Origin of the sequence: Aerococcus urinae, assembly GCF_001543175.1 — a bacterium.
Classification (GTDB): domain Bacteria; phylum Bacillota; class Bacilli; order Lactobacillales; family Aerococcaceae; genus Aerococcus; species Aerococcus urinae.
The window spans coordinates 1,489,609-1,513,632 of the sequence record NZ_CP014161.1; the positions used below are offsets into that span (position 1 = coordinate 1,489,609).

14 protein-coding genes and 1 riboswitch are annotated in these 24,024 nt (G+C 42.4%); of the genes, 1 reads left to right on the top strand and 13 read right to left on the bottom strand.

What is annotated here, in order from left to right; translation table 11 throughout:
• Window positions 1-81: 81 nt before the first annotated feature.
• The 3 genes from AWM73_RS06785 to AWM73_RS06795 all read right to left on the bottom strand — a co-directional run bounded on the left by AWM73_RS06785 (window position 82) and on the right by AWM73_RS06795 (window position 13,388).
• Window positions 82-8,754 carry a YPDG domain-containing protein gene (locus AWM73_RS06785; RefSeq protein ID WP_060778656.1) on the bottom strand — a complete coding sequence of 2,891 codons (8,673 nt, stop codon included), beginning with the start codon at window positions 8,752-8,754 and terminating at the stop codon, window positions 82-84.
• Between the two features lie 387 nt (window positions 8,755-9,141).
• On the bottom strand, window positions 9,142-12,474 hold the full coding sequence (locus AWM73_RS06790) for a MucBP domain-containing protein (protein WP_144435193.1): 3,333 nt from the start codon (window positions 12,472-12,474) through the stop codon (window positions 9,142-9,144).
• Between the two features lie 113 nt (window positions 12,475-12,587).
• A complete protein-coding gene (locus tag AWM73_RS06795; RefSeq protein ID WP_060778658.1) occupies window positions 12,588-13,388 on the bottom strand; it encodes a YSIRK-type signal peptide-containing protein in 801 nt (266 codons plus the stop codon).
• Between the two features lie 816 nt (window positions 13,389-14,204).
• Here AWM73_RS06795 and AWM73_RS06800 point away from each other — a divergent pair.
• Window positions 14,205-15,407 carry an MFS transporter gene (locus tag AWM73_RS06800; protein ID WP_060778659.1) on the top strand — a complete coding sequence of 401 codons (1,203 nt, stop codon included), beginning with the start codon at window positions 14,205-14,207 and terminating at the stop codon, window positions 15,405-15,407.
• Window positions 15,408-15,597: 190 nt separating this feature from the next.
• Here AWM73_RS06800 and rpsI read toward each other — a convergent pair whose 3' ends face one another.
• The 10 genes from rpsI to rplQ all read right to left on the bottom strand — a co-directional run bounded on the left by rpsI (window position 15,598) and on the right by rplQ (window position 24,008).
• On the bottom strand, window positions 15,598-15,990 hold the full coding sequence (rpsI, locus tag AWM73_RS06805; RefSeq protein WP_013668580.1) for a 30S ribosomal protein S9: 393 nt from the start codon (window positions 15,988-15,990) through the stop codon (window positions 15,598-15,600).
• A 13-nt stretch (window positions 15,991-16,003) separates the two neighbouring features.
• Entirely contained in the window at window positions 16,004-16,447 is a 444-nt protein-coding gene (rplM, locus tag AWM73_RS06810) for a 50S ribosomal protein L13 (RefSeq protein ID WP_013669478.1), read from the bottom strand.
• Between the two features lie 139 nt (window positions 16,448-16,586).
• A complete protein-coding gene (locus AWM73_RS09065; RefSeq protein ID WP_156417360.1) occupies window positions 16,587-16,748 on the bottom strand; it encodes a hypothetical protein in 162 nt (53 codons plus the stop codon).
• Between the two features lie 60 nt (window positions 16,749-16,808).
• Window positions 16,809-17,768: a serine hydrolase gene (locus AWM73_RS06815; protein WP_060778660.1), complete on the bottom strand. Its 960-nt coding sequence runs from the start codon at window positions 17,766-17,768 to the stop codon at window positions 16,809-16,811.
• A gap of 148 nt (window positions 17,769-17,916) precedes the next feature.
• A complete protein-coding gene (gene truA, locus AWM73_RS06820; protein WP_060778661.1) occupies window positions 17,917-18,711 on the bottom strand; it encodes a tRNA pseudouridine(38-40) synthase TruA in 795 nt (264 codons plus the stop codon).
• A gap of 103 nt (window positions 18,712-18,814) precedes the next feature.
• Window positions 18,815-19,609 carry an energy-coupling factor transporter transmembrane component T family protein gene (locus AWM73_RS06825; protein ID WP_060778662.1) on the bottom strand — a complete coding sequence of 265 codons (795 nt, stop codon included), beginning with the start codon at window positions 19,607-19,609 and terminating at the stop codon, window positions 18,815-18,817.
• The gene (locus AWM73_RS06830; protein ID WP_060778663.1) at window positions 19,599-20,477 is read right to left on the bottom strand and encodes an energy-coupling factor ABC transporter ATP-binding protein; all 879 of its coding nucleotides are present in this window, start codon (window positions 20,475-20,477) and stop codon (window positions 19,599-19,601) included. The genes AWM73_RS06825 and AWM73_RS06830 overlap by 11 nt, the downstream gene beginning before the upstream one ends.
• The gene (locus AWM73_RS06835; protein ID WP_060778664.1) at window positions 20,453-21,292 is read right to left on the bottom strand and encodes an energy-coupling factor ABC transporter ATP-binding protein; all 840 of its coding nucleotides are present in this window, start codon (window positions 21,290-21,292) and stop codon (window positions 20,453-20,455) included. The genes AWM73_RS06830 and AWM73_RS06835 overlap by 25 nt, the downstream gene beginning before the upstream one ends.
• Window positions 21,293-21,357: 65 nt before the next feature.
• A riboswitch (FMN riboswitch) is annotated at window positions 21,358-21,483 on the bottom strand.
• Between the two features lie 51 nt (window positions 21,484-21,534).
• Window positions 21,535-23,418 carry an acyltransferase family protein gene (locus tag AWM73_RS06840; protein WP_060778665.1) on the bottom strand — a complete coding sequence of 628 codons (1,884 nt, stop codon included), beginning with the start codon at window positions 23,416-23,418 and terminating at the stop codon, window positions 21,535-21,537.
• 209 nt (window positions 23,419-23,627) lie between these two features.
• Window positions 23,628-24,008, bottom strand: coding sequence for a 50S ribosomal protein L17 (gene rplQ / locus AWM73_RS06845; protein ID WP_013669270.1), 381 nt, complete (start codon window positions 24,006-24,008; stop codon window positions 23,628-23,630).
• Window positions 24,009-24,024 lie beyond the last annotated feature (16 nt).

Sequence of the window (24,024 nt, forward strand, 5' to 3'; positions counted from 1 at the left end):
GGAGAAATCGGTTTTCTTTTAAGCTTTTTTCACATCAAGTGCTTGGTTGGTAAGAATTGTATCAGAGATGATTAAAAGCTTTTATTTATTTTTCCGTTTGCTTGGAAGGGCTAGGATTGCTCCTGCAGCAACTAACAAGAGTTCCAAGGCTACTGGTGCTGCCACCACACCGGTCTTAGGTAGGCTGGTGTTGGCATTCTCAGTTTGAGCGGCTTTTTCAGTTTGAGATTCTTCTTTCTCTTCCACTCGGCTTAGATTTGGACTTGCTGTAGCAGCGGTTTGAGTGCCTTCCTTAACAATGGTTTCAGTAGAGTGATCAGTTTCTGTTGTTTGATTTGGTTTTTGACTGTGATCACTTTCTTGACTTGGGTGATCCTTGTCTTCTAGCTGAGGAGCTGAAGGTTGACTAGGTTCAGGGCTTGGACTAGCTGGTTCTGGACTTGAAGGACAAGGTTGCGGTGAAGTTGGGATTTCTTCCACAAGCACTTCTCCTAGTCTTGAAACCTTCTTATCCTTGCCTTGGGCAGTAGCGGTAATCTTGTCCTTGGCTTTCAGTGTAACCCCATCAGGAACTAAAACAAGGAAATTGCCGTCTTCATCAGCAGTGACTTCAACTGGCTTATCTAGACCTGGAATCGTCACAATGACCTTAGCAAAGGCTTCCGTCTTACCGCTGATTTCCTTGTCGCCTTCCTTCACTTTATCGAAGACCGGTGGCAAGGTGGTTTCACGTTCAGCAAAGACTTTATCTTTTTCGATCAGATCTGTGGTGCCATCTGGATAGGTAAAGATCGCATTACCGTCTTTATCGATGGTAATCACCGTGTCTTTAGGTAGGTCTTTATTAAAGTCTTTCAACGACTTGACTGCTTGGTCTTGTTCTTCCTTAGTGATCTTATTCAAGTCATCCACCAAGGTAATCACTGGTTTAGGCGTGTATTTTTGACTTTGGTCGCTGACAGTGATTTTAGCTTCAACAGTATCTGTGGTGCCATCTGGATAAGTTACCTTCACTGGAACGGTAATCACGTCGCCGTCTTTGGCGCCTTCTGGCACTTTAACAGTCAAGCTACCGTCTGGGTTTACGGTTACGCCTTGTGGGACATCCTTGCCGAGTTCGTACTTGGTACCTTCTGGTGCTGGAGTAGTCTTGCCATCTTTTCCAGTAAATTCTGGTTGGTCAACTTTCACTGATGAACCTGGTGTACCGACTTTGTCTTTGTACTTAGGTTCCACGGTTTGACTTTGGTCGCTGACAGTGACTTTAGCGTTAACCGTATCACTGGTGCCGTCTGGGTAAGATACCTTAACAGGAACGGTGATCACGTCACCGTCTTTAGCACCTTCTGGAACCTTAACGGTTAAGCTGCCGTCTGGGTTCACGGTGACACCTTGAGGAGCGTCCTTACCTAGTTCATACTTGGTACCGTCTGGGGCTGGAGTGGTCTTGCCGTCTTTTCCAGTGAATTCTGGTTGGTCAACTTTCACTGATGAACCTGGTGTACCGACTTTGTCTTTGTACTTAGGTTCCACGGTTTGACTTTGGTCTTTAACCGTTACCTTGGCATTCACCGTGTCGCTAGTGCCATCTGGGTAAGTCACCTTAACAGGAACGGTAATCACGTCACCGTCTTTAGCACCTTCTGGGACTTTCACCTTGAGGCTACCGTCTGGGTTCACGGTCACACCTTGAGGCGCATCTTTACCGAGTTCATACTTAGTACCTTCTGGTGCTGCGGTTGGGTTGCCATCTTTGTCGGTGAAGTTTGGTTTTTCTACTGGCACTTCTTGACCTGGAGTTCCTGTCTTGTCGTCATACTTAGGTTCGACTTTTTGACTTTGGTCAACAACGGTCACTTTGGCATTAACGGTATCGGTGGTCCCATCTGGGTAGGTTACCTTAACAGGCACGGTGATGACGTCACCATCTTTTGCGCCTTCCGGTACTTTCACCTTAAGGCTACCATCTGGGTTCACGGTCACACCTTGTGGAGCGTCTTTACCGAGTTCGTACTTGGTGCCTGCTGGAACTGTAGTTGGCTTCCCGTCTTTGTCAGTGAAGTTTGGTTTTTCTACTGGAACTTTTTGACCTGGGGTGCCGGTCTTGTCGCCATATTTAGGTTCTACCTTTTGACTTTGGTCAACGACGGTCACTTTGGCATTAACGGTATCAGTGGTCCCATCTGGATAAGTTACCTTCACTGGCACGGTGATGACGTCGCCATCTTTGGCACCTTCTGGAACCTTAACGGTTAAGCTACCATCTGGGTTCACGGTCACACCTTGTGGAGCGTCCTTACCTAATTCGTACTTGGTGCCTTCTGGAGCCGGAGTTGCATTGCCATCTTTGTCGGTGAAGACTGGTTTTTCTACAGGCACTTCTTGACCTGGAGTCCCTGTCTTGTCGTCGTACTTAGGTTGAAGTTTTTGACTTTGATCGCTGACAGTGACTTTGGCTTCAACAGTATCGGTGGTCCCGTCTGGATAAGTCACTTTCACAGGAACGGTGATGACGTCGCCGTCTTTAGCGCCTTCTGGAACCTTTACGGTTAAGCTACCGTCTGGGTTCACGGTCACGCCTTGTGGGGCATCTTTACCAAGTTCGTACTTGGTCCCTTCTGGGGCTGGAGTTTCCTTACCGTCTTTGTCGGTGAAGTTTGGTGTTTCTACCTTAGCTTCTTTACCTGGAGTTCCTGTCTTGTCGTCATACTTAGGTTCGACTTTTTGACTTTGGTCAACAACGGTCACTTTGGCGTTGACGGTATCTGTGGTTCCATCTGGATAGGTTACCTTGACAGGAACAGTAATCACGTCGCCATCTTTGGCGCCTTCTGGGACTTTAACGGTTAGGCTACCGTCTGGGTTAACGGTCACACCTTGAGGGGCGTCTTTACCTAATTCGTACTTGGTGCCTTTTGGAGCCTTGGTTGGGTTCCCATCCTTATCGGTGAAGTTTGGTGCTTCTACCGGTACTTCTTGGCCTGGGGTGCTGGTCTTGTCACCATATTTAGGTTCAACCTTTTGACTTTGGTCAACGACGGTCACTTTGGCGTCAACAGTATCTGTGGTCCCATCTGGGTAAGTGACCTTAACTGGAACAGTGATCACGTCACCATCTTTGGCGCCTTCTGGAACTTTAATAGTTAAGCTGCCGTCTGGGTTAACAGTGACACCTTGTGGGGCATCTTTTCCAAGTTCGTACTTGGTGCCTGCTGGAACTGTAGTTGGCTTCCCGTCTTTGTCAGTGAAGTTTGGTTTTTCTACTGGAACTTCTTGACCTGGAGTTCCTGTCTTGTCGTCATACTTAGGTTCGACTTTTTGACTTTGGTCAACAACAGTTACTTTGGCGTTAACAGTATCGGTGGTCCCATCTGGGTAGGTTACCTTGAGTGGAACAGTAATGACGTCGCCATCTTTAGCGCCTTCTGGGACCTTAACGGTCAAGCTACCGTCTGGATTGACGGTTACACCTTGTGGCGCGTCTTTACCAAGTTCGTACTTGGTCCCTTCTGGAGCCTTGGTTGGATTCCCATCTTTGTCGGTGAAGTTTGGTTTTTCCACTGGCACTTCTTGACCTGGAGTTCCTGTCTTGTCGTCATATTTAGGTTCAACTTTTTGACTTTGGTCAACAACTGTCACTTTGGCATTAACAGTATCTGTTGTCCCATCTGGGTAAGTGACCTTAACAGGAACCGTGATCACGTCACCATCTTTGGCACCTTCTGGCACTTTAACAGTTAAGCTACCGTCTGGATTGACGGTTACACCTTGTGGCGCGTCTTTACCAAGTTCGTACTTGGTCCCTTCTGGAGCTGTGGTTGGATTGCCGTCTTTATCGGTGAAGGCTGGTTGTTCTACCGGTACTTCTTGACCTGGAGTGCTGGTCTTATCGTCATACTTAGGTTGAACTTTTTGACTTTGATCGCTGACAGTGACTTTGGCTTCAACAGTGTCTGTAGTTCCGTCTGGATAGGTTACCTTCACTGGAACAGTAATTACGTCACCATCTTTGGCACCTTCTGGTACTTTCACGGTTAAGCTACCATCTGGATTCACGGTCACGCCTTGTGGAGCATCCTTACCAAGTTCGTACTTGGTACCTTCTGGCGCCTTGGTTGGGTTATTATCTTTGTCGGTGAAGCTTGGTGTCTCCACTGGCACTTCTTGACCTGGAGTTCCTGTCTTGTCGTCATACTTAGGTTCGACCTTTTGACTTTGATCGCTAACAGTCACCTTGGCATTTACCGTGTCTGTGGTCCCGTCTGGATAAGTTACCTTAACTGGAACAGTAATTACGTCACCATCTTTGGCGCCTTCTGGTACTTTCACGGTTAAGCTACCATCTGGATTTACGGTCACGCCTTGAGGAGCATCCTTACCAAGTTCGTACTTGGTGCCTTCTGGGGCTGGAGTTTCCTTACCGTCTTTTTCGGTGAAGTTTGGTTTCTCTACTGGAACTTCTTGGCCTGGAGTCCCTGTCTTGTCGTCGTACTTAGGTTGAACTTTTTGACTTTGGTCAACGACAGTCACTTTGGCGTTAACAGTATCGGTGGTCCCATCTGGGTAAGTGACCTTCACAGGAACGGTAATCACGTCGCCGTCTTTGGCGCCTTCTGGTACCTTAACGGTTAAGCTGCCGTCTGGGTTGACAGTCACGCCTTGTGGGGCGTCCTTACCAAGTTCGTACTTAGTGCCTTCTGGAGCTTTGGTTGGGTTGCCATCTTTGTCGGTGAAGTTTGGTTTTTCTACCTTAGCTTCTTTACCCGGGGTGCCGGTCTTGTCGTCATACTTAGGTTCAACTTTTTGACTTTGGTCAACGACGGTCACTTTGGCATTAACGGTGTCGGTGGTACCGTCTGGATAAGTGACCTTAACAGGTACAGTAATGACATCACCGTCTTTAGCTCCTTCTGGAACCTTCACAGTTAAACTACCGTCTGGGTTCACGATCACGCCTTGTGGGGCGTCCTTACCAAGTTCGTACTTAGTCCCTTCAGGAACCTTGGTTGGATTCCCATCTTTGTCGGTGAAGTTTGGTTTCTCTACCGGTACTTCTTGGCCTGGTTTGCCAACTTTTGGAAGGTATTCAGGCTCTACGGTTTGGCTTTGGTCTTTTACAGTAACCTTGGCGTTTACCGTGTCTGTAGTCCCGTCTGGGTAAGTTACTTCCACAGGAACTGTAATGACGTCACCATCTTTGGCACCTTCTGGAACTTTCACGGTTAAGCTACCGTCTGGGTTCACAGTCACGCCTTGTGGAGCATCCTTGCCAAGTTTGTACTTGGTCCCTTCTGGAGCCTTGGTTGGTTGACCATTCTTATCGGTAAAGCTTGGTTGTTCTACAGGAACACTATCCCCTGGTTTAGCGACCTTTTCACCATATTTTGGCTCAACTTGTTGGTGTTGGTCTACGACTTTCACTACAGCGTTAACTGTGTCTTGACTACCATCTGGATAGGTTACTGTCACTGGTACAGTGATCACATCGCCATCATTCTTATCTGATGGAATGGTTACTTCGAGGCTGCCATCTGGATTAACTTTAACGCCCTCTGGAGCTTCAAATTTCGTCCCTTCCGGAGCGGACTCAACTGGCTTACCATCTTTGGTAAAACTTGGGACTCCTACTGATACAGTATCGCCTGGTTTGCCCTTGCTTTCACCGTATTCAGGCTCATAATCTTCGCTATTTTTCTTAGCGACTTGGGCGGTAAATTCCTTGTCTTCGGTAATTTCCTTGCCCACCTCGTCGTATTTGTCATAGGCCCAGGTTGTGGTTTCATCAGCAGAAGGTTTGTGATAGTTGACCTCATATTTTTCATCGGGAGAAACTTTTGGCAGAGCAACTTTTTGTTCTTTACCATCCTTGTCCTTGCCAACTAAGTCAGCGCCATCTTCAGAAATTTTGACGCCCGCTTTTGGATTGACGAAGTAAACCTTATCAGCATCAGCTTGGTCGAGTTTCCCACCTTCAACATCCTTAAAGGTCACCTTAACGTATCCGTCAGGCTTGCCTTGTCCGGAATCAGCCGGAATGATTTCGTCAAGTTTTCTATAAACAAGTTCTAGGGTGGCATTCTTTTGTGGGTTAAAGCTTTGATTTTGACCGTTAACTTGTGGTCTTTCAAAGACGTAACCAACAAATTTAGGGGCAGCAAAGTCCTTTTGCCCGGCGTATTCGATTACCCGACTATCGCGTTTGCCTTCAATCTCAGTTGGATACTTGTCTTCAGCTTCTGCCCGGAACTTAGGATCAATATCTTGACCATCACTGGTTACGTATTTCACCTTAGCAAAGCTTGGACGTTGAACGTTGATCTTGTAAGGGACCTTTGTGATATGGTTTTCGCCTGGGAGCTGCACATTTACTGAACCCTCTAGTGAAATCTCTTGGTTATTTTTAGGAACTTTATAGCTGATTTCACCAGTCTTAGGATCTAGAGTCACGCCTGCTGGAGCATCTTTTGGCAGTTCAAATTTAGAGCCTTCTGGGAAGGTAAATTCTTTTCCAGCCTTTGTTCCTTTAATTGGCGCCTTAATGGTCTTATCTTCGGTTTCACGAACGAGTTCTTCTTGAGGTTCGTATTTTGCTGTTACTAAGGATGGTTTAAAGGATTTAGTTCCTAGTTTCTTACCATCACGAATAAAGGTAATCGTCACTTTACCATCTGGTCCAATTTCAACCTTATCCGTAGGAGCGAGTTTGCTGGATTCCTTTACCTTAGAAGCAATGTCTGCCTTCTCTTCTGGGTTTAGATTCTTAGGATCCTTGACTAGAATATCGCTAGTCAGTTTTTCAGTATAGTAAATAACCGTAGAAGTTACTTCACCGGAATAGTTACCTTCTGGTGTCACTAATTTCCCAGTAAAGTTTCTTGTCCCAACCTCATGTATAAGATCACTATATTCTGACCCCTTGTCCCATTCGCGTTTCAGACTCTTATTGAGATCATCCTTTAATTTCTTCAAATCAACGCCTTTGTCTCCACCAAAACGTAATCCTCTCAAGCCGATATCTAAGGAATTATCAAACTCCTCTTTAGTGACATGATTAGGGGTTTCATCGACACAGCGAATAATGGTATTGCCATTTGGGAAAAGTTGGCGAATCTTAAAGTTATTAGACCAGGAAGAAAGATAGTTATAGTCTTTATCATCAGGACCATATTTCTTATCTGGAATTTGGTCACCGCTCCACACTTTAAGGTAGCGGCCTGTCCCGCCGTCTTCACGATCCAATTTACCTGAAATGACTAATTTCCCATCTTTTTGTTCCAATTTCATCCCGTTTAATTCATTTTTCGCTAGCTTTTGATTAGCTTGGATAGCGTTGTTCCCACGGGCGTTGAGGATATGTTCGCCATCCATTAGGTCAACAACGACCGGATGGGTTAATGGAATAGAACCGGAGTTTTTAGGGTCTTTAAACACGATAACATCAGGAACTTTAGCAATAACTGAAATAAATTGGGTCTTAGGGACAACAGTGGTCCAGTGATTAGGATCATTTGCCTTGCTTGTAATAGTTAGATTGCCATCATCAGCCATAGACAACTGTGACTTATCAAGACCGAGTTTAGGATTGGCCTTTAAGAAATCATTGACTAATTTCTCTTTTTGATCACTTGTTAATTGGATATGGTCTGGATCATCCACAACTAATTTTCCTGCATTGTGGTTAGTATGGTTAGATGGATTCTCACCACCACCAGTCGCATTGATCGCATAAGGTGACTTGTAATAGATTCCTTTGAGCTTGATTGGTTTTGATTCTTGATTGTTGTATTTCAACCGTATTAAAATGTCAGCAGCTCTTTCTTCACGATTAGGACCATAAGTAACAGAATGAATCTGTGGACCATGCACTGGATCGATCCGCGTATTTTTCAAAGCGGAATCATCAACTTCCAAACTGACACTGGACCAGTCAATGTTGTTAGCTTCTAAGGCTTCTTTAATCTCAGGGTTGGCCTTGATAAAGTCCATCAGTTTAGCCCCTTTAATCCCTTCTTCAAAGAAATTGTGGGACAAGGCGCCAGCATATTCTGGAAATTCAATCTCATTAATTGGCTTAGGAGTGCCAGTATTCACAGGAGAACCACTACGATCATCATAATAGCCCGCCTGAGTACGGGCATCTGTTGATTGCTTCTCTTCTGGCTTAGTTGGCGCAGCTTCTGTTAATTTTGGTGCTTCTGGCGATACTTCATCTGCGGAAGCTGCATCATGTTTAGGAGCTGGCTTTTCTTCTCCTTTTTCTGGTTGAGCGACTTCTTTAACAGATTTTTCAGCCTGTGGAGAAGTTGCCTTCTCTACACTACTTACTTTATTATCTTTTTCGTCAGATACTGGTTGAACTTCAGTTGTGGGCTCAGCTTTAGCAGGTTTTGCTGCTTCTGGTTGAAGCTTATCTGCTTGACCAGTTTCAGCCGGTTTTACCGCTTCTGGCTGAACTTCAGCTGGCTTGCTGCTTGCTTGTGCATTGGAAGCAGGCGTTTCAGCGTGGACAGCTTCAGGTTGTACTTGGCTGCTCTTCTTTTCTTTAGCATTCTCATCGACAACAGTAGCAGAACTTGGTAGCGTGTCAGCAGCTTGGAGTTCAGCGGCTTGGACAATAGCTCCTTGCCCTAGAAAACTCAATCCTACCGATACAGCTACTGAAAATACACCTATTTTAAGATTCTTGATAGCATAGTGATAGTTACGTTGACTACGCTTACGTATCTGCTCATGTTGATTATTTTTACTTAACATAAACATTCCTCTTTTTAATAAATAATATTTTCTAACATGTTAGCGCTATTATTATAAAGGATTTTTAGCATATATTCTATAATAATTTCTTTTTAATAATTATAATAAAATATATGTAAATAAACAAAATTGTTTTTTTAAATATTATTTTATAACTTTATAAGGAAATTTTTAGTAAGTAGTCACTCTTGCGATGAAACAAAGAAAAACCGCCCTTTCCGAGCTAATATTACTCGCTAGGAGAGAGCGGATGTTATTAAAAGTTTTGAAAATCTTTCTACAAATAAAACAGTATATTATTTATAAACGATCGATACATATCTATAACTTATAAATAGATTGAGATCGATTAGGAGTAAGAATACTAAATAGTCTCTGCAGTCACTTTTATTGGTTATTTTTACGTTTAATTGGAATAGCCAATAGGGCTCCAGCTAGGACGAGTAAGACTTCAATAGCTACTGGCTCAGCAACAACACCGGTCTTAGGAAGGCTGGTGTGAGCACTTGACTCTTGAGTGTCTTTTCTTGTTCCAGCTGCTGTCTCTTCTACTGTAGTCAGTTTTGGAGTGGCTGGAGCTGACGCTGGAAGAGTCGATTGCTTAATTGTTTGAGCTGTTGATTTCATTACAGACACTTTAGACTGTTCTAAAACAATCTTTTGACTGTGATCAGTGGTCTTTTCCTTTGTTGAAATCATCTTATCTTTATCCTCTTTTGGATGACTATGGTGTTCTACTATAGTGTTTTCACTCTTTAGAAGGCGTTCATAGATATAGGTGACTTCGAGTTTCTTATCAGGAATATAATTTCCTTTAGTTTCTTGACCATCTTTAGCGTACTTCACACCGGACTTCTTAGACTCTTCGTTACTTGGAGCAACGGAAACCAGCTTGTAGCCGTCCTTGTCTTGTTTTGAAGTGGTATAAGTTTGATCAACTTTGCCAGTTGTGACTTCATTGTCTTTAATCTCATCAGTTGAAATCACATTACCATCTTCGTCCACTGTCCGGTAAATATGATGTTCTTGGAAGCTACCTTTAGTCCTTTGAACCCGCTCATAAACGTAGGTCACTTCTAGTTTCTTGTCAGAGACGTAGTTACCCTTGGTTTTTTGGCCATCTTTTGAGAATTTAACACCAGACTTCTTAGAGTCTTCGTTAGTTGGCATAACGGAAACTAATTTATAGCCATCCTTGTCTTGTTTCGAGGTGGTGTAGCTTTGGTCAGTCTTACCGCTAGTTACCTCATTATCCTTAGTCTCATCTGTTGAAATGACGTTACCGTCTTCGTCTACTGTCCGGTAGATGTGGTGTTCTTGGAAGCTACCCTTTGTCTTTTGAACCCGTTCGTAAACATAGGTCACTCCTAACTTCTTGTCAGCAACATAGTTACCTTTAGTATTTTGACCATCTTTTGAGAATTTTACTCCTAAGGTTTCCGATTCTTTATTGCTTGGAGTAACAGAAACTAACTTATAGCCATCCTTATCTTGTTTTGAGGTGGTGTATGTTTGGTTAGATTTACCACTTGTGACTTCGTTGTCTCTTGTCTCATCTGTTGAAATTACTTTGCCATCTTCATCAACAGTTCGATAAATGTGGTGTTCTTGGAAGCTGCCTTTAGTCTTTTGTACGCGTTCGTAGACGTAGGTCACTTCGAGTTTCTTATCGGAAACATAGTTACCTTTGGTTTCTTGACCATCTTTAGAGAACTTGACGTCAGAATTCTTGGAGTCTTCATTAGTTGGGGTAACGGATACTAGCTTGTAGCCATCTTTATCTTGTTTCGAAGTGGTATAGCTTTGATCAGATTTACCACTTGTCACTTCATTGTCCTTCGTCTCGTCAGTTGAAATCACATTTCCATCTTCGTCCACAGTCCGGTAGATATGGTGCTCTTGGAAGCTACCCTTAGTTTTTTGGACGCGTTCATAAACGTAGGTCACTTCGAGTTTTTTGTCAGAGACATAGTTACCTTTGGTTTCTTGACCATCTTTGGAGAATTTTACACCAGAATTCTTGGATTCTTCGTTACTTGGAGTAACGGAAACTAACTTATAGCCGGCCTTATCTTGTTTTGAAGTGGTATAGCTTTGATCAGTTTTTCCACTAGTTACCTCGTTATCCTTAGTCTCATCAGTGGAAATCACATTACCGTCTTCATCGACTGTCCGATAAATGTGGTGTTCTTGGAAGCTCCCTTTTGTCTTTTGAACACGTTCGTAGACGTAGGTCACTTCTAATTTCTTATCAGAAACATAGTTACCTTTAGTTTCTTGGCCGTTTTTAGCGTATTTCACGCCTAAAGTCTTTGATTCCTCATTACTTGGTGACACTGAAACTAACTTGTAGCCGGCCTTGTCTTGTTTTGAGGTGGTATAGCTTTGATCAGTCTTTCCACTAGTTACCTCGTTATCCTTAGTCTCATTAGTGGAAATCACATTACCGTCTTCATCGACTGTCCGATAAATGTGGTGTTCTTGGAAGCTCCCTTTTGTCTTTTGAACACGTTCGTAGACGTAGGTCACTTCGAGTTTCTTATCTGATAAGTAATTCCCTCGAGTTTCTTGACCGTCTTTAGAGAATTTAACCCCAGATTTTTTAGATTCTTCATTGCTTGGGGTGACAGACACTAACTTGTAACCATCCCTGTCTTGCTTTGAAGTGGTGTAGATTTGATCGCTTTTTCCACTTGTAACTTCATTGTCTTTAGACTCATCAGTAGAAATCACATTACCTTCCTCATCCACAGTACGGTAAATATGATGTTCTTGGAAACTACCATTTTTGTCTTCTTGTTTGATATCTCTAAAGTAAACATAGGTAATTTCTTTTTTCCTGCCAGGTATATAGTTATCTTCTTGAGGTTCACCATTCTCATTATATCTTGGTAGATTTATTAATTTCTTCCGATCCACATGAGAGAACTTATAATCTTCAAACTCTTGTTTGCTGGTGACATAGTAATTATCTATGCCCCCCTTGAGAGTATTAGAGCTCATCTCAAAGGTTTGACTCTTATCGATTTTCCCATTAACTCTCGTGTAATAAATATGGTGTTCTACAAAATAGCCATCATTTTTAGTGCCCCCCATTGCTTTATCATTGAAATTATGGATCACATTATGGCTTTCTACCCAGCTATAAACTTCTCCTGGAATTCCATCGTCACCATGTAGTACCCCGCTAGAGTATAGATTATAATCAATCCCATCACGCGATTTAGCCTTTGACTTTACTACGACAACATATGGCGAATCAATTTGTCTCTTCTTGAAGTTTATATATAGTTTTCCATTATTGTAGTTAATTTCTGAATCTTTAATTGTAACGCCTTCAGCAGGATTTTCATAGACAGCATCAGGTAATTGAACACCTTTTTGAATTTTCTTGATTTCAACTTTGGTGTTTACTGCATCATAGAATACATCACTAGGCACGGCTAAAACATTATAAGCCTCTCGACCGCCATTATGAACAACCATACCTACGCTATTTTCAAAGATACCATTTAAGCCACTTCTTATCGTCTCTGACTTAGGATTCACATAGAAAACTTGGGTGAATTCTCCGGTATCTTTATTCCATTCAGTAAATTGACTATTAATATTTAATTTACCCTTTCGATAAGGTTGACCGTAATTGACATACAAATTTTTAACGGCACTCTTATCTCCTGCTTGAATTTTAAAAGTTTGATTGCTGGAATTCTTGATCACTTTTTTATTGTCAAAGCCAGTCAGAGCAAATACAGCAAAGGCTCGTGGTCGGTCATTAATAGCTTTGGTGAAGGTATAGATAATTTTATTCCCTTCTTTTCTCCCTTTAGCAATTACTGCGTCCTCTGAAACGATATCTGGAACTTGATTACTTTCGGTTCGATCCCTTTTAAGCTATAATTGTCGGATACTGTTAGGGTAAATGTATCGCCCTCTTTAGTTCCTTTAGGTGTCACAAAGAAAGCACTAAAGGGCAATGCCTCTCCATCAACCGCTTGGAGAGTATCACTATCATTTTCTTTGTTAATACTTAGCTCCAACTTAGGGACATCACGACTAATATCTCTCGGCTTGTTGGTATTGACTTCTTCAGAATTCTCTAAATCCTTATCTGAAACATCATAGGTCGTCGCCTTAACTTCATCTTCCTTAGCAGGACGATGAGTGAGATCATTATTATATTCTTCACTTGCTCGACTGGCTAGTTTTGGAGTTTCCTTTTTAGCATTACGACTGACACTTACAGGGACATTTTCAGGATTTTTAACAGCTTCATCTAAACTTGGCTTTACCGCAGCTTGACTTTCCTTTTCAGGAGTCACTGACTTATTTTCTTTAGCAGTTAATTCAGCTGGTTTAGTCTTGTCGGCATCGACTTCCATATTTTTTGATGTATTTTCTGACAGTTTAGCCTTGTCTTCTGGGTAAGCTGCTTTCTGATTAGCAGGTGCACTCACTTGATTGCCTGTACTTGGAGTATTTTCTTGGGCATATACCGTATCACTAGACGCTAATATCCAGCAACCTAATGCGCAAGAAACTATACCTATTGAAAGCTTCCGAATACCGTACCTTATTTTTTTATTACTACTTTCTTGTTTTTTACGGTTGATAATTTTCGCAAATTTTTCCATAAAATCTCCTCTTAAAACATCATGCTATTGATTGATATTTACGACTATTAGAATTTCTGGTCAGATTACTACACATTCCCACGAACTATGGTGTAACTACAGAAAAAGGCTTGTCGGTCACACCGTCTACTGATACTTTTTAGTCTGACTATTCAGACACTAAGCAGCGTTCATGATGATCAATCTCTCACTTCAACTTGGAGATAAAGTAGACACTAAGGGCAAGACATGGTTATTATGATATGTGGTAAAGTTTACTGATAACTAGTACTACCATCTTTTTAAAATTGAAGTGGAGAGACAGAAAAAACGCTTAGAAGCGTTTTATTTAGAATAAGTGTAATCAATCGAAATCTTCTAATATTTTGTTGGTTAAAGGGTATGAAAGTGAAATAATCGATTAATTAAACAATTCGCCTCCTTTTTGATGAATATAAGGTTTTAATATATAGAAGACATAAAAAAGTAATAGGTATACCTCTTTTATATCTTTAAATCGCTTACTAATCTTCTATATCCTCAAATATTTTACAAAATTTTACAGGTATAATCTATTATTAGTTATAAATGTCACAAAAATGTAACATGATCTATAAAATTGATCATTTATGAAAGGTAAATTATTTTATTATATATATGAATTTAAATAAAAAGAATACATAGAAAAGCCTCACGATATCAGCCATGAGATCTTATCAATGCATAATAGATGCGAAGACTATGTTTATTTAATCACCAGCTTGACTTTTATACTCAAAGAGTTAATATTTATAAAATAATTTTAGCAAAATGATAGTTAGCAAGAAGGTGTAAGTGATGAACCTGCTTCAAAACAAAAATATTAGAGTTTATCTTTTATCGATTTTCTTAACCACCGTTTCATATGCTCTACCTCATTCCATTTTAACTGTGCTTTTGCTGGCTAAGGGGGTATCACTCTCACAAATCGCTATTATCCAAATGGCTTATAGTGGTGGAATGATTCTTTCCGAGTTTCCTAGTGGGGTCATTGCTGATTTATGGTCGAGAAAGTCCTTATATTTATTGTCTAAAGTCTTATTAATAGTGATGTTCTGTTTAGTTCTATTTACTTCAAATTTTTGGACCCTTGCACTTGCCTGGTTTACCTATGGCATATCCTCAGCATTTGATAGTGGTACAATCGATTCAGAAATTATTGTTTCCTTAAAAGAAAGTGACTGTGCCCTGATTCCTCAATTTGTTTCAATTGATAATAATATCCAAACCTTAGCTTTACTATTAGGTAGTGTTTTGGGTGGTTTTTTATACTTTAAAATAAACATCCTTATTTATTTACTAGCTATTCTATTAACCGGCATTTCTATTCTCTTGGTTTACTTTCTTTACCAAGAAAATCCTAGAAAAAATGAAGACCTTATTTCCCTTAATACTGTCTTAATGAAAGAACAAATAAGAGAAAGTTTTTCCGAACTCATGCATAACGCTAAACTGCGAAAAATATTCTGTGTAGCTTTGATTAGTCAGCTCTTCTTTCAAACCCATTTCCAGCTTTGGCAGGCTTTTTTACTAGAAAAGTCAGTTAAAGAAGAATATTTTATTTTCTATTATGTTATATTTCAAATAATCACTATGGTTGCTTATAGTATCCCCATTGACCAAGTGAAAGAACGATTCAAAAAGAGACATTTCTCTATTCAGCTATTGATACTGATAATGGTAATTCTTCCCTTTTTACTCCTATCCCAGCAATTCTTTTTATTTAGTTCAGTCTATATTATATTTGTTTTTCTCTTTTTCCTTATTGAATATATGGTCAACTCCTATTTTAACGATGCCGTTTCAGAAGATAATATTTCTTCTCTAGTATCTTTAAAATCAACCGTATCACGCCTATTTTCAATGCTCTGCTTGTTGGTCATGGGTCTGCTGCTCAATCGATTTCCAACCAGTTTCATTGTCTCCATGAGCTTTCTGGTCTCAATCCTGCTCCTTTTATGCTTCTATTATTGGAACAGATTAGGTACCATGACCAAATAAAAACTGAAAAAGCCTCTCAACCAGTTAAAATTGTTGAGAGGCTTTCTACTTTTATGAGACAATTCTTTGACTTGAAAAACTAATGGCGTGATTTTTGCGTGAAAAGTGGCGTGAATTTCGATAAAAACCCAAAAAAAACACCCCATGGCGTGAACCATGAAGTGTTATAAATGCCGTAATGACGCCAATTCTAACGTTTGGAGAATTGAGGTGCCTTACGCGCTTTCTTAAGACCTGGTTTACGACGTTCCTTCATACGTGGGTCACGTGATAATAAACCAGCTTCTTTTAATGGTTTACGGAAGTCAGGATCTACTTCCAATAATGCACGGGCAATACCGTGACGAGCTGCACCAGATTGGCCAGCAAAACCGCCACCTTGAACGTTAATATGGATGTCATATTGACCTTCAGTTTGTGTTACGGCTAATGGTTGTTTAACGATTACGAATAAGGATGCGTATGGTAAGTATTCTTCCATGGCTTTACCGTTAAAGAAGATATTACCAGTACCAGGTACTAAGCGTACGCGGGCAGTAGAATCCTTACGGCGTCCTGTTGCTTGATAACTTGCTTGTGCCACTGCTGTTCCCTCCTTAAATTAATTCTGTAATATCGATGGTTTCTGGTTGTTGCGCTTGATGTTTATGGTCGCTACCACTGTATACATGTAAGTGGGTAAATTGTTTACGGCCTAAACGATTCTTAGGTAACATACCACGAACTGCGGTTTCAATTAAACGTTCAGGTTTTTCTGCACGTAATTTACCAGCAGTGGTTTCTTTAATCCCACCTGGGTAACCAGTGTGGTGATAGTATTTCTTATCTTGGGCTTTATTACCAGTTAATTTTACCTTGTCAGCGTTGATGATAATCACGTGATCACCAGTATCAACATTAGGGGTAAAAGTTGGTTTATTTTTACCACGTAACATGTTTGTTGCTACAGCTGCTAAACGACCTAATGCAATATCAGTCGCGTCAAGAACAACCCAGTTACGTTCAACTTCGCTAGCTTTTGCCATATAAGTTTGACGCATGTTTATTTCCTCCGTTTACTTTACGATTGTTGCGTATCACAATTGGTTTCCGGGGCCGATCGTGGGGCAAACAATACCGTCTAATATCATAGCTTTAATTTCACCTAAAGTCAAGTCTTTTTTATTTTTTAGCCCCTACTTAGCCCAAAAAATAATAGGCCGACAAGACCACCATGGCCGCCAGTAGTAAGAAGCCAATCAGAACGAAAAGGAGGTAGAAGCCTCGCCCTTCCTGCTTGTAAAAATAGTAAGAGGACCCAATTAAACCGAGGGCCACTAGAAAACCTAAAAAGATCAGCATTGCTTCGCTCCTTGTTCTGTCTATCTCATCTGTCTAATCCTTGTCACATTCTTTAAGGCCTTACTCCCCATACAAGTACTGGCTAAAGACCTCAGCGAGTTGCTTAAACCATTCCGTTTTCTCACTGTCACTGGCCAACCAATCAGCCGTCATCACGGCTAGGTAATAACTTTTCCCATTGGCATCTTTATAAATTCCGCTTTCATTATAGATTCCAGTCAGTAAGCCATACTTGTTCCAATAATTATCCTCGCCAGCCAAGGCCTCGTCAAAGGGAATAGGTTCCTGGGATTGTTGCAATTGCTCGAGCAAGAAGGCTGTGTGTTCGCTGTTCAAGAGCTTGCCCTGCTCTAGTTCCTGGTAAAAGCGGGCCAGGTCTTCCGGAGTAATATGTAGGGAATAGTCACTGTCGGTAGCGACTCGGAAGGAATTAAAACCCCAGTTATGCATCACTTGATTAAAACGATCATAGTCGACAATATCGCGACCCAGGGTAATGGCGCGGTCATTGTCAGACCACTGAATAGTAGGGATAATCAGCTGTTTAATCCGCTCTTCCTGCCCGGTACTAATTTCCTCTTCTTCTAAGAGGTAAAGCGCAACGGCGGCGAGAAGGGGCTTATAGGTAGAAGCCGTAATAAAGTCAGCTTGGTCATTGATAGCGACGATCTTTTTCCCCTCTTGGTTAAAAACCGCTATTCCAACCTGTCCTTCTGACAAGTCACTGACTAAACTTTGTAAGGCACTTTCCAAGGCCTTGGATTGGCTGGCTCCACTTTCCTTATCCAGCCAAGCCAGGTATTGGTCAGCCATCTGCTCGATCTGTTGCTTCTCCCCCGCTGCCTGTTGACGAATAATCGAGACCGCCAGGGCCAGGTTAAGTACAAATAAAATCATTGTAATGACTGCCAATACTTGTTTGGTGGCCTTTAACTTATCTAAACGAATGGCCCGCACCAGTAAATAAGCAAAGCCGCCTAGGATGATCAAGCCTATGAGCAAGAAACTTATCTTTACCATCTTTCCCTCCACAATTCCTTGTATTATTTACCGATCACAGTATACAGTATTTTTCAATTTCCTATAGTAAGGTGCATTTCACAATATTTTTACAAATAATAAGTACTATCATCATAGCAAAAATGCCAGAAAAGGCCTAGTTTTTTCTCTAATAAAAGCCGTTTGCTTCGGACTTGGCGATTCGTTCCTCTTGGCTTGGATAATCCACATGGTGCAGGTATAGCCCATGTGCCTTGGCAGTGGGCCCCGCGGCGTTCCGGTCTTGAATGCTTAACAAGTCACTAAGATTCTCCACTGGACGGAGCCCGTCTCCTATCTGCAAACAGGTCCCCACAATAATCCTTACCATGTTGTAGAGAAAACCATTGCCCTCAAAATAAAAAGTCAAAGCCTGTCCATCCTCTGATGGCTGACATTCAGCCCGGTAGATCTCCCGGTCAAAAACCGTCTTATCCGTTTTAGTGGAACAGAAGCTCTTAAAGTTATGGCTCCCAATCAAAGCCGGTAAGGCCTCTTGAATCCGTGATACATCAGTACGGTAGGGATGGTGAAGGACATAGTGGCGATCAAAAGGCGAAATAAAGGGGGCCAGGGAAACCTTATATAAGTAAGCCTTTCTCAAGGCATGGTAGCGGGCGTGGAAGTGTTTTTCCACCGGCTCAACCGCCTTCACACAAATAGCGTCATCTAAGATACTATTTAAGGCCCGTAACAAACCTTCTGTCTCAATCTCTGAAGGATAGTCAAAATGCACCACTTGTCCCAGAGCATGGACGCCAGAATCGGTACGTCCGGACCCATAAACGGGAATCTCTTGGCCCTTAGTCATTAATTTCAGGGCCTTTTCCAGGGCCGCTTGGATGCTAGGTCCATTGGGTTGGACTTGAAAACCCACATAGGGAGTACCATCATAGGCAATGGTCGCTTTATAGCGTTGTTGCATAATTATCAAACGCCTCTCTCATTCTTTTAAATCACAAATAAATAGGAAAAGCCGGCCTTGACTGCCAGCTTTGTCACTCTTTTTCTTTACTTATCTTGGCCAATTAGGACCTAAAGATTAATATTGCTAGGCAAACGCAAGCCACTAGGCCAATAGCCATGGTATCGCGCTTGTGCCAGTGGAGTAAACGGTACTTGGACCGCCCTTCGCCCCCTTGGTAGCCGCGCGCTTCCATGGCAATGGATAAGTCATAGGCGCGATCAAAGGCAGAGACAAATAGAGGCACCAAGATAGGAATAATGGCCTTAATCCGGCTCATTAATGACCCCTCGCTAAAATCAACTCCACGCGCCCATTGAGCGTCCATAATCTTGTCAGTTTCTTCTAATAAGGTCGGTACAAAGCGCAGGGCAATCGATAGCATCAAGGCAATTTCATGGACTGGGAGAACATTCTTTAAGGGCTTCATCAAACTTTCCAAACCATCGGTAATATCCAGGGGCTTGGTCGTTAAAGTAAGAATAGTAGAAATGAAAATAATATAAACGAAACGTAAAAAGATAAACAAGGCGTTCCATAAGCCTTCATCGGTAATGGCTAAAAAGCCCCATTGCCAGTAGACTTCCCCTGTCCGGGTAAAGAATAACTGCAAGGCTACCGTAATCAGGATCAAAAGAATCATCGGCTTAAGGCCCTTGAGAAAGATTTTTAAAGAAATCCCGGTCAGCCAGACAAAGGCCACTACTAAGAGGCCTAAGATCCCATAAGTCAGGCCATTATTGGCGAAAAAGATAAAGATCAGTAAGATGAACATAATGATCAATTTGGCCCGTGGATCCATCCGGTGGACCAGGGAATCCCCGTTCAAATACCGTCCCATAATAAATTTATTCTTCATCTTGAACCTCCCCTAGTTCAAAATAGTTAAGAATACTATCCGCGAGTTGGTCAACGGTTAGCGGATTGTCTTGGAGTTGAATTCCAGCTTGGTCAGCTAAAACCGCCTTAAATTCTAAACTATCAGGTAGTGACAGGCTATGGTCTCTGAGCCAGTCAGCGTCAGAAAAGATTTCCGCTGTTGAGCCTTGACGGACCACGGTTCCTTTATTCATCACGACAATATGATTAGCATATTGGGCCGCATCATTCATTTGATGGGTCACCAGGACCACCGTCAACTGACGTTCCTTATAGAGTCGGTAGAACATGGCCATCATGTCCCGGTGGCCTTTAGGATCCAAACCAGCCGTGGGTTCGTCCAAGACTAAGACCTTGGGCTCCATGGCAAGAATCCCAGCAATGGCTACCCGGCGCATTTGCCCACCCGATAAGTCAAAGGGAGATTGGTCATAAAGTTCGCTGGCCAGCCCGACCAAGTCAAGGGCTTCAATGGCTTTTTGACGGGCTTCTTCTTCACTGGCTCCGTAGTTTAAGGGGCCAAACATAACATCTTTAAGGACGGTTTCTTCAAAAAGTTGCGATTCAGGAAACTGAAAGACAATTCCTACTTGGCTGCGAATGCGCCGTAAGACTTCTCCCTTAGAGTTCTTGGTCACGGTATCCGGTCCAATCTGAACCGCCCCTTGGGTTGGCTTTAAGAGGCCATTAAGGTGTTTGATGGCAGTTGATTTACCACTCCCGGTATGACCAATAAAGGCCGTAAAACTTTGGTCGGGAATGGTTAAATTGACATCATGCAAAGACAAGGTTTCAAAGGGAGTCCCTGCCCCATAAGCATAACTTACGCCTTGGAATTCAATTTGCATAAGTAATCCACCAACCCTTCTTCAGTATAATAATCTTTTTCAAAGCTAAAACCGCGTTGGGCTAAGGCGTTTTTTAATTGGACACTAAAGGGCACGCCCAGTCCCATATCGATCAACTTATCCCCATAAGAAAAAATCTCTGCGGGTTTACCCTCATTAACGATTTCACCCTGGCGGAAAACTAAGATGCGGTCTGCACTAGCTGCTTCACTTAAGTCATGGGTAATCGATAAGACGGTGAGCTGGCTCTTTTCCTTCAGACGGCGGATAACTTCCATCACTTCTTCGCGCCCCTCTGGATCAAGCATGGAGGTAGCTTCATCCAAGATAATCACCCGGGGCTGGAGGGCAATAATCCCAGCAATGGCTACCCGTTGTTTTTGCCCTCCTGATAAGTTGCTGGGCTCATATTGCCGATAAGCCGACATGCCGACCTCTTCTAAGGCCCAATTGACCCGCTCGACCATTTCAACGTGTGGCACCCCAGCATTCTCTAAGCCAAAAGCTACATCGTCTTCAACCGTGGCCCCAACGAATTGGTTGTCAGGATTTTGAAAAACCAGGCCGATATTTTGCCGGATCGTCCAGACATTGGCTTCATTGAGTGCTAACCCCGCCACAGTAATCTGGCCAGATTCCGCTTCTAATAACCCATCAATTAGTTTGGCCATGGTAGATTTCCCTGAGCCATTATGACCGATAATGGCTACCCATTCTTGGTCAAAGATATCAAAAGAAACCTGTTTGATGGTTTGTTTGTCTTCTTCTTTATCGTAGCGAAAGCTAACATCTTTGACAGAGATGATCGACTCCAAGTTTTCTCCCCATTTCTAAAATAAAACCCTCCGTTTAAAGTAACGGAGGGGCTATAGTTATCGTATTCACTCTTCTCCTATCAGACTTTACTGTCGGTACTAGAATTACACTAGTTCATTCCTATCAATCCCTTGATAGCTTGCGGACTTTTACCGCCGGTCGGGAAACGCTCCCTGCCCCGAAGATATCTGTAAATCTCTTCTTAGTGTAACGGAACCAGTGCTATATTTCAACTGATTTATCACTTATTATCTTCAATTAATGCCCGTCCCACATAGTCTGTCCAAGCCTTGACTCCTGCTTGAGAGAAATGAATCCCATCTTGACTGAGCCAATCCGCTTGGGCATTTTGATCGTAGTAGCCGGACCAATCGATTAGATGACAGTCTTTTCGACTCTCAGCGGTTGCCTTCAAGGCGTCATTAACTTGTTGGCGCCAGGGCCGGTTGACGTGGGTATTGACCAGGTAAATCTTCTTACCTTCAAAACGTTTCAGTAATTGGTTGATTTGTTGGGAAGTAAAGCCACCATTGGCTCCTAAGTCTACCACCACTTTATCCTGGATCTCATTCTCAGCGCTAAAGCTATCGATCAGTTCACCCGCTTGGTAGACTTGGAGTCCCACCTTGGCACAGATATTAGACCGTGGGAAGAGGGCCGTAATCCCCTTAGAAACATCGATGGTTAAGGAGTCCCCTAAGAAGGTAAAGCTAAGTCCGTTAGCCTGGTAAAGGACTTCATTGGAAAAGTCACTCACGATAGCTTGTTGGTCTTGGCTAAGCGATTGCCGGTATTTTTCAATATCTTCGTCACTATCACTAGCAATGGTATGTTTTTCCCGGTTGGCTTGTTCGATCGCTTCACGGGCCTCCCGGGCTTCAGCTTCAGACTTGAGGACCACTTCGCCCTTGGGTGCTGTCACTAAGGCAAAGAGAGCCAAAGCTAGAACCAGGGTAAAGCCCCAAAAGAGAAGTTTTTGGTACCAGGGGGTCTCCTTAGACCGGACTTGACGGAAGCCTGTAATTAATCGCAAGGGCTCCCCTTTAGGGCGCAAATAAATCGGTATTGTCACTAAGCGCTGGTTAACCAAGGCGTCTAGGAGCAGGCCTATCACAAAAATGGCTAGGACCTGTAGCCAAGGTTGCATGGTAAACCAGTTTTGTTGACTGGCATGGGCAGTAAAGACAATATAGATCGGATAATAGGTCAGATAGACGAAATAATTCTTCCGCCCGATATAGGCCAAGGGCTTGAAACGAAGGGTCTTACCAATAAAGGACTGGTCTTGGACAATGGCCAAGATAAATAAGACTACCAACAGGTCAAAGACCAACATGCCCCCGTAGTAGGTCCATATGGAAGAATCCGTCAGGAACTTCATCAAGACTGCTAAAATACCAGCAGTCATTAGGGCGATTAAGTCAGGGGTCCAAGATTTATCAAGCAGACGATGTGAGAAGCCTATGATTTCTTCCCCCATTAAGAAAGCGATGCTCCCTAATAAAAAGGAAAATAAGCGGCTATCAGTCCCATAATAGGCCCGGCTAGGATCTTGTCCCGGAGTAAAGAGAAAGGCCATCCAGGCGGCTGACATCAGGGCTAAAACAATCAAGAAATAAGTAAAATGCTGCTTAGACAAGCGCCGCCGCAGTAAGCCATAGATGAAATAAAAGACCAAGAGTGATTGTAGGTAGACCCCCAAGTACCAAAGATGGGTTAAAAGCGAGGGGTGGAGAAATTCAGCAAAATAGGAAGACCCAATGGCAATCTGATACCAGTTATTAACAAAGGCCAAGCTGGAAAAGACCACCGGCCGGATATTGGTTAACAAGTTTGCTTGAAAGAGCAATAAGAGCGCTAATAGGAGGATAATAAAAAAGACCAAGGGCCAAAACATTTTCCCCAAGCGCCTTAAGAATTGCGAGCCCAGCCTGAAGGACTTGCCTTCCCTTAACCGCCGCTCCAACTGACCGGTCACCAAATAACCCGATAGGATCAAAAATATATCCACCGCTAAAAAGCCACCCGGTAAGGAATTGGTGAAGAAATGATAGCAAATGATGGCAAGCATGGCAAAGAGCCTCAGAGTATCTAGCTGAGGTAAATATAGCCGTTCTTGGCGCATGGGGGAAACCTCTTCTCTATAAATGTTCATTAACATTATTATTATAACAAATATTCTCTATTGAAAACTAAAAAAGCGCAAAAAAAAAGACATATAAAATGCCTCAATAAAAAACAAACTTTTTCACCCCTAGACTTTGGCCTAGGGATGAAAGAGCTAGACTCGGGAAGAAGAATAGCTTCTTCCCATCATCATAACACTCAAAAGTTTTATACTAATTCAATAATCGCCATTGGAGCGTTATCGCCACGACGTGGTTCGGTTTTCAAAATACGAGTATAACCACCTTGACGGTCAGCGTAACGTTCACCTAAGTCATTGAATAACTTTTGAAGAACGGTTTCAATAACGATTTTTTCGTCTTCAACACGAACATCGCTCACTTCATTACGTAAATAACTTGCTGCGCGACGACGAGAAGCGAGATCGCCTTTTTTACCTAAAGTGATCATCTTTTCAGCAGTTTTACGAATTTCTTTAGCGCGAGTTTCAGTCGTGGTAATGCGTTCGTTGATTAATAAGTCAGTAGTTAAATCACGTAATAAGGCTTTACGTTGGGAGCTACTACGACCTAATTTACGGTAACTCATTCTTTCTATTCCTCCT

What these genes read in the sequence shown, in the direction of transcription:
- AWM73_RS06785 (WP_060778656.1), bottom strand. Translation starts at nt 8,754, where the DNA reads ATGTTAAGTAAAAATAATCAACATGAGCAGATACGTAAGCGTAGTCAA.
- AWM73_RS06795 (WP_060778658.1), bottom strand. Translation starts at nt 13,388, where the DNA reads ATGGAAAAATTTGCGAAAATTATCAACCGTAAAAAACAAGAAAGTAGT.
- AWM73_RS06800 (WP_060778659.1), top strand. Translation starts at nt 14,205, where the DNA reads ATGAACCTGCTTCAAAACAAAAATATTAGAGTTTATCTTTTATCGATT.
- rplM (WP_013669478.1), bottom strand. Translation starts at nt 16,447, where the DNA reads ATGCGTCAAACTTATATGGCAAAAGCTAGCGAAGTTGAACGTAACTGG.
- AWM73_RS09065 (WP_156417360.1), bottom strand. Translation starts at nt 16,748, where the DNA reads ATGCTGATCTTTTTAGGTTTTCTAGTGGCCCTCGGTTTAATTGGGTCC.
- AWM73_RS06815 (WP_060778660.1), bottom strand. Translation starts at nt 17,768, where the DNA reads ATGGTAAAGATAAGTTTCTTGCTCATAGGCTTGATCATCCTAGGCGGC.
- truA (WP_060778661.1), bottom strand. Translation starts at nt 18,711, where the DNA reads ATGCAACAACGCTATAAAGCGACCATTGCCTATGATGGTACTCCCTAT.
- AWM73_RS06825 (WP_060778662.1), bottom strand. Translation starts at nt 19,609, where the DNA reads ATGAAGAATAAATTTATTATGGGACGGTATTTGAACGGGGATTCCCTG.
- AWM73_RS06830 (WP_060778663.1), bottom strand. Translation starts at nt 20,477, where the DNA reads ATGCAAATTGAATTCCAAGGCGTAAGTTATGCTTATGGGGCAGGGACT.
- AWM73_RS06840 (WP_060778665.1), bottom strand. Translation starts at nt 23,418, where the DNA reads ATGCGCCAAGAACGGCTATATTTACCTCAGCTAGATACTCTGAGGCTC.
- rplQ (WP_013669270.1), bottom strand. Translation starts at nt 24,008, where the DNA reads ATGAGTTACCGTAAATTAGGTCGTAGTAGCTCCCAACGTAAAGCCTTA.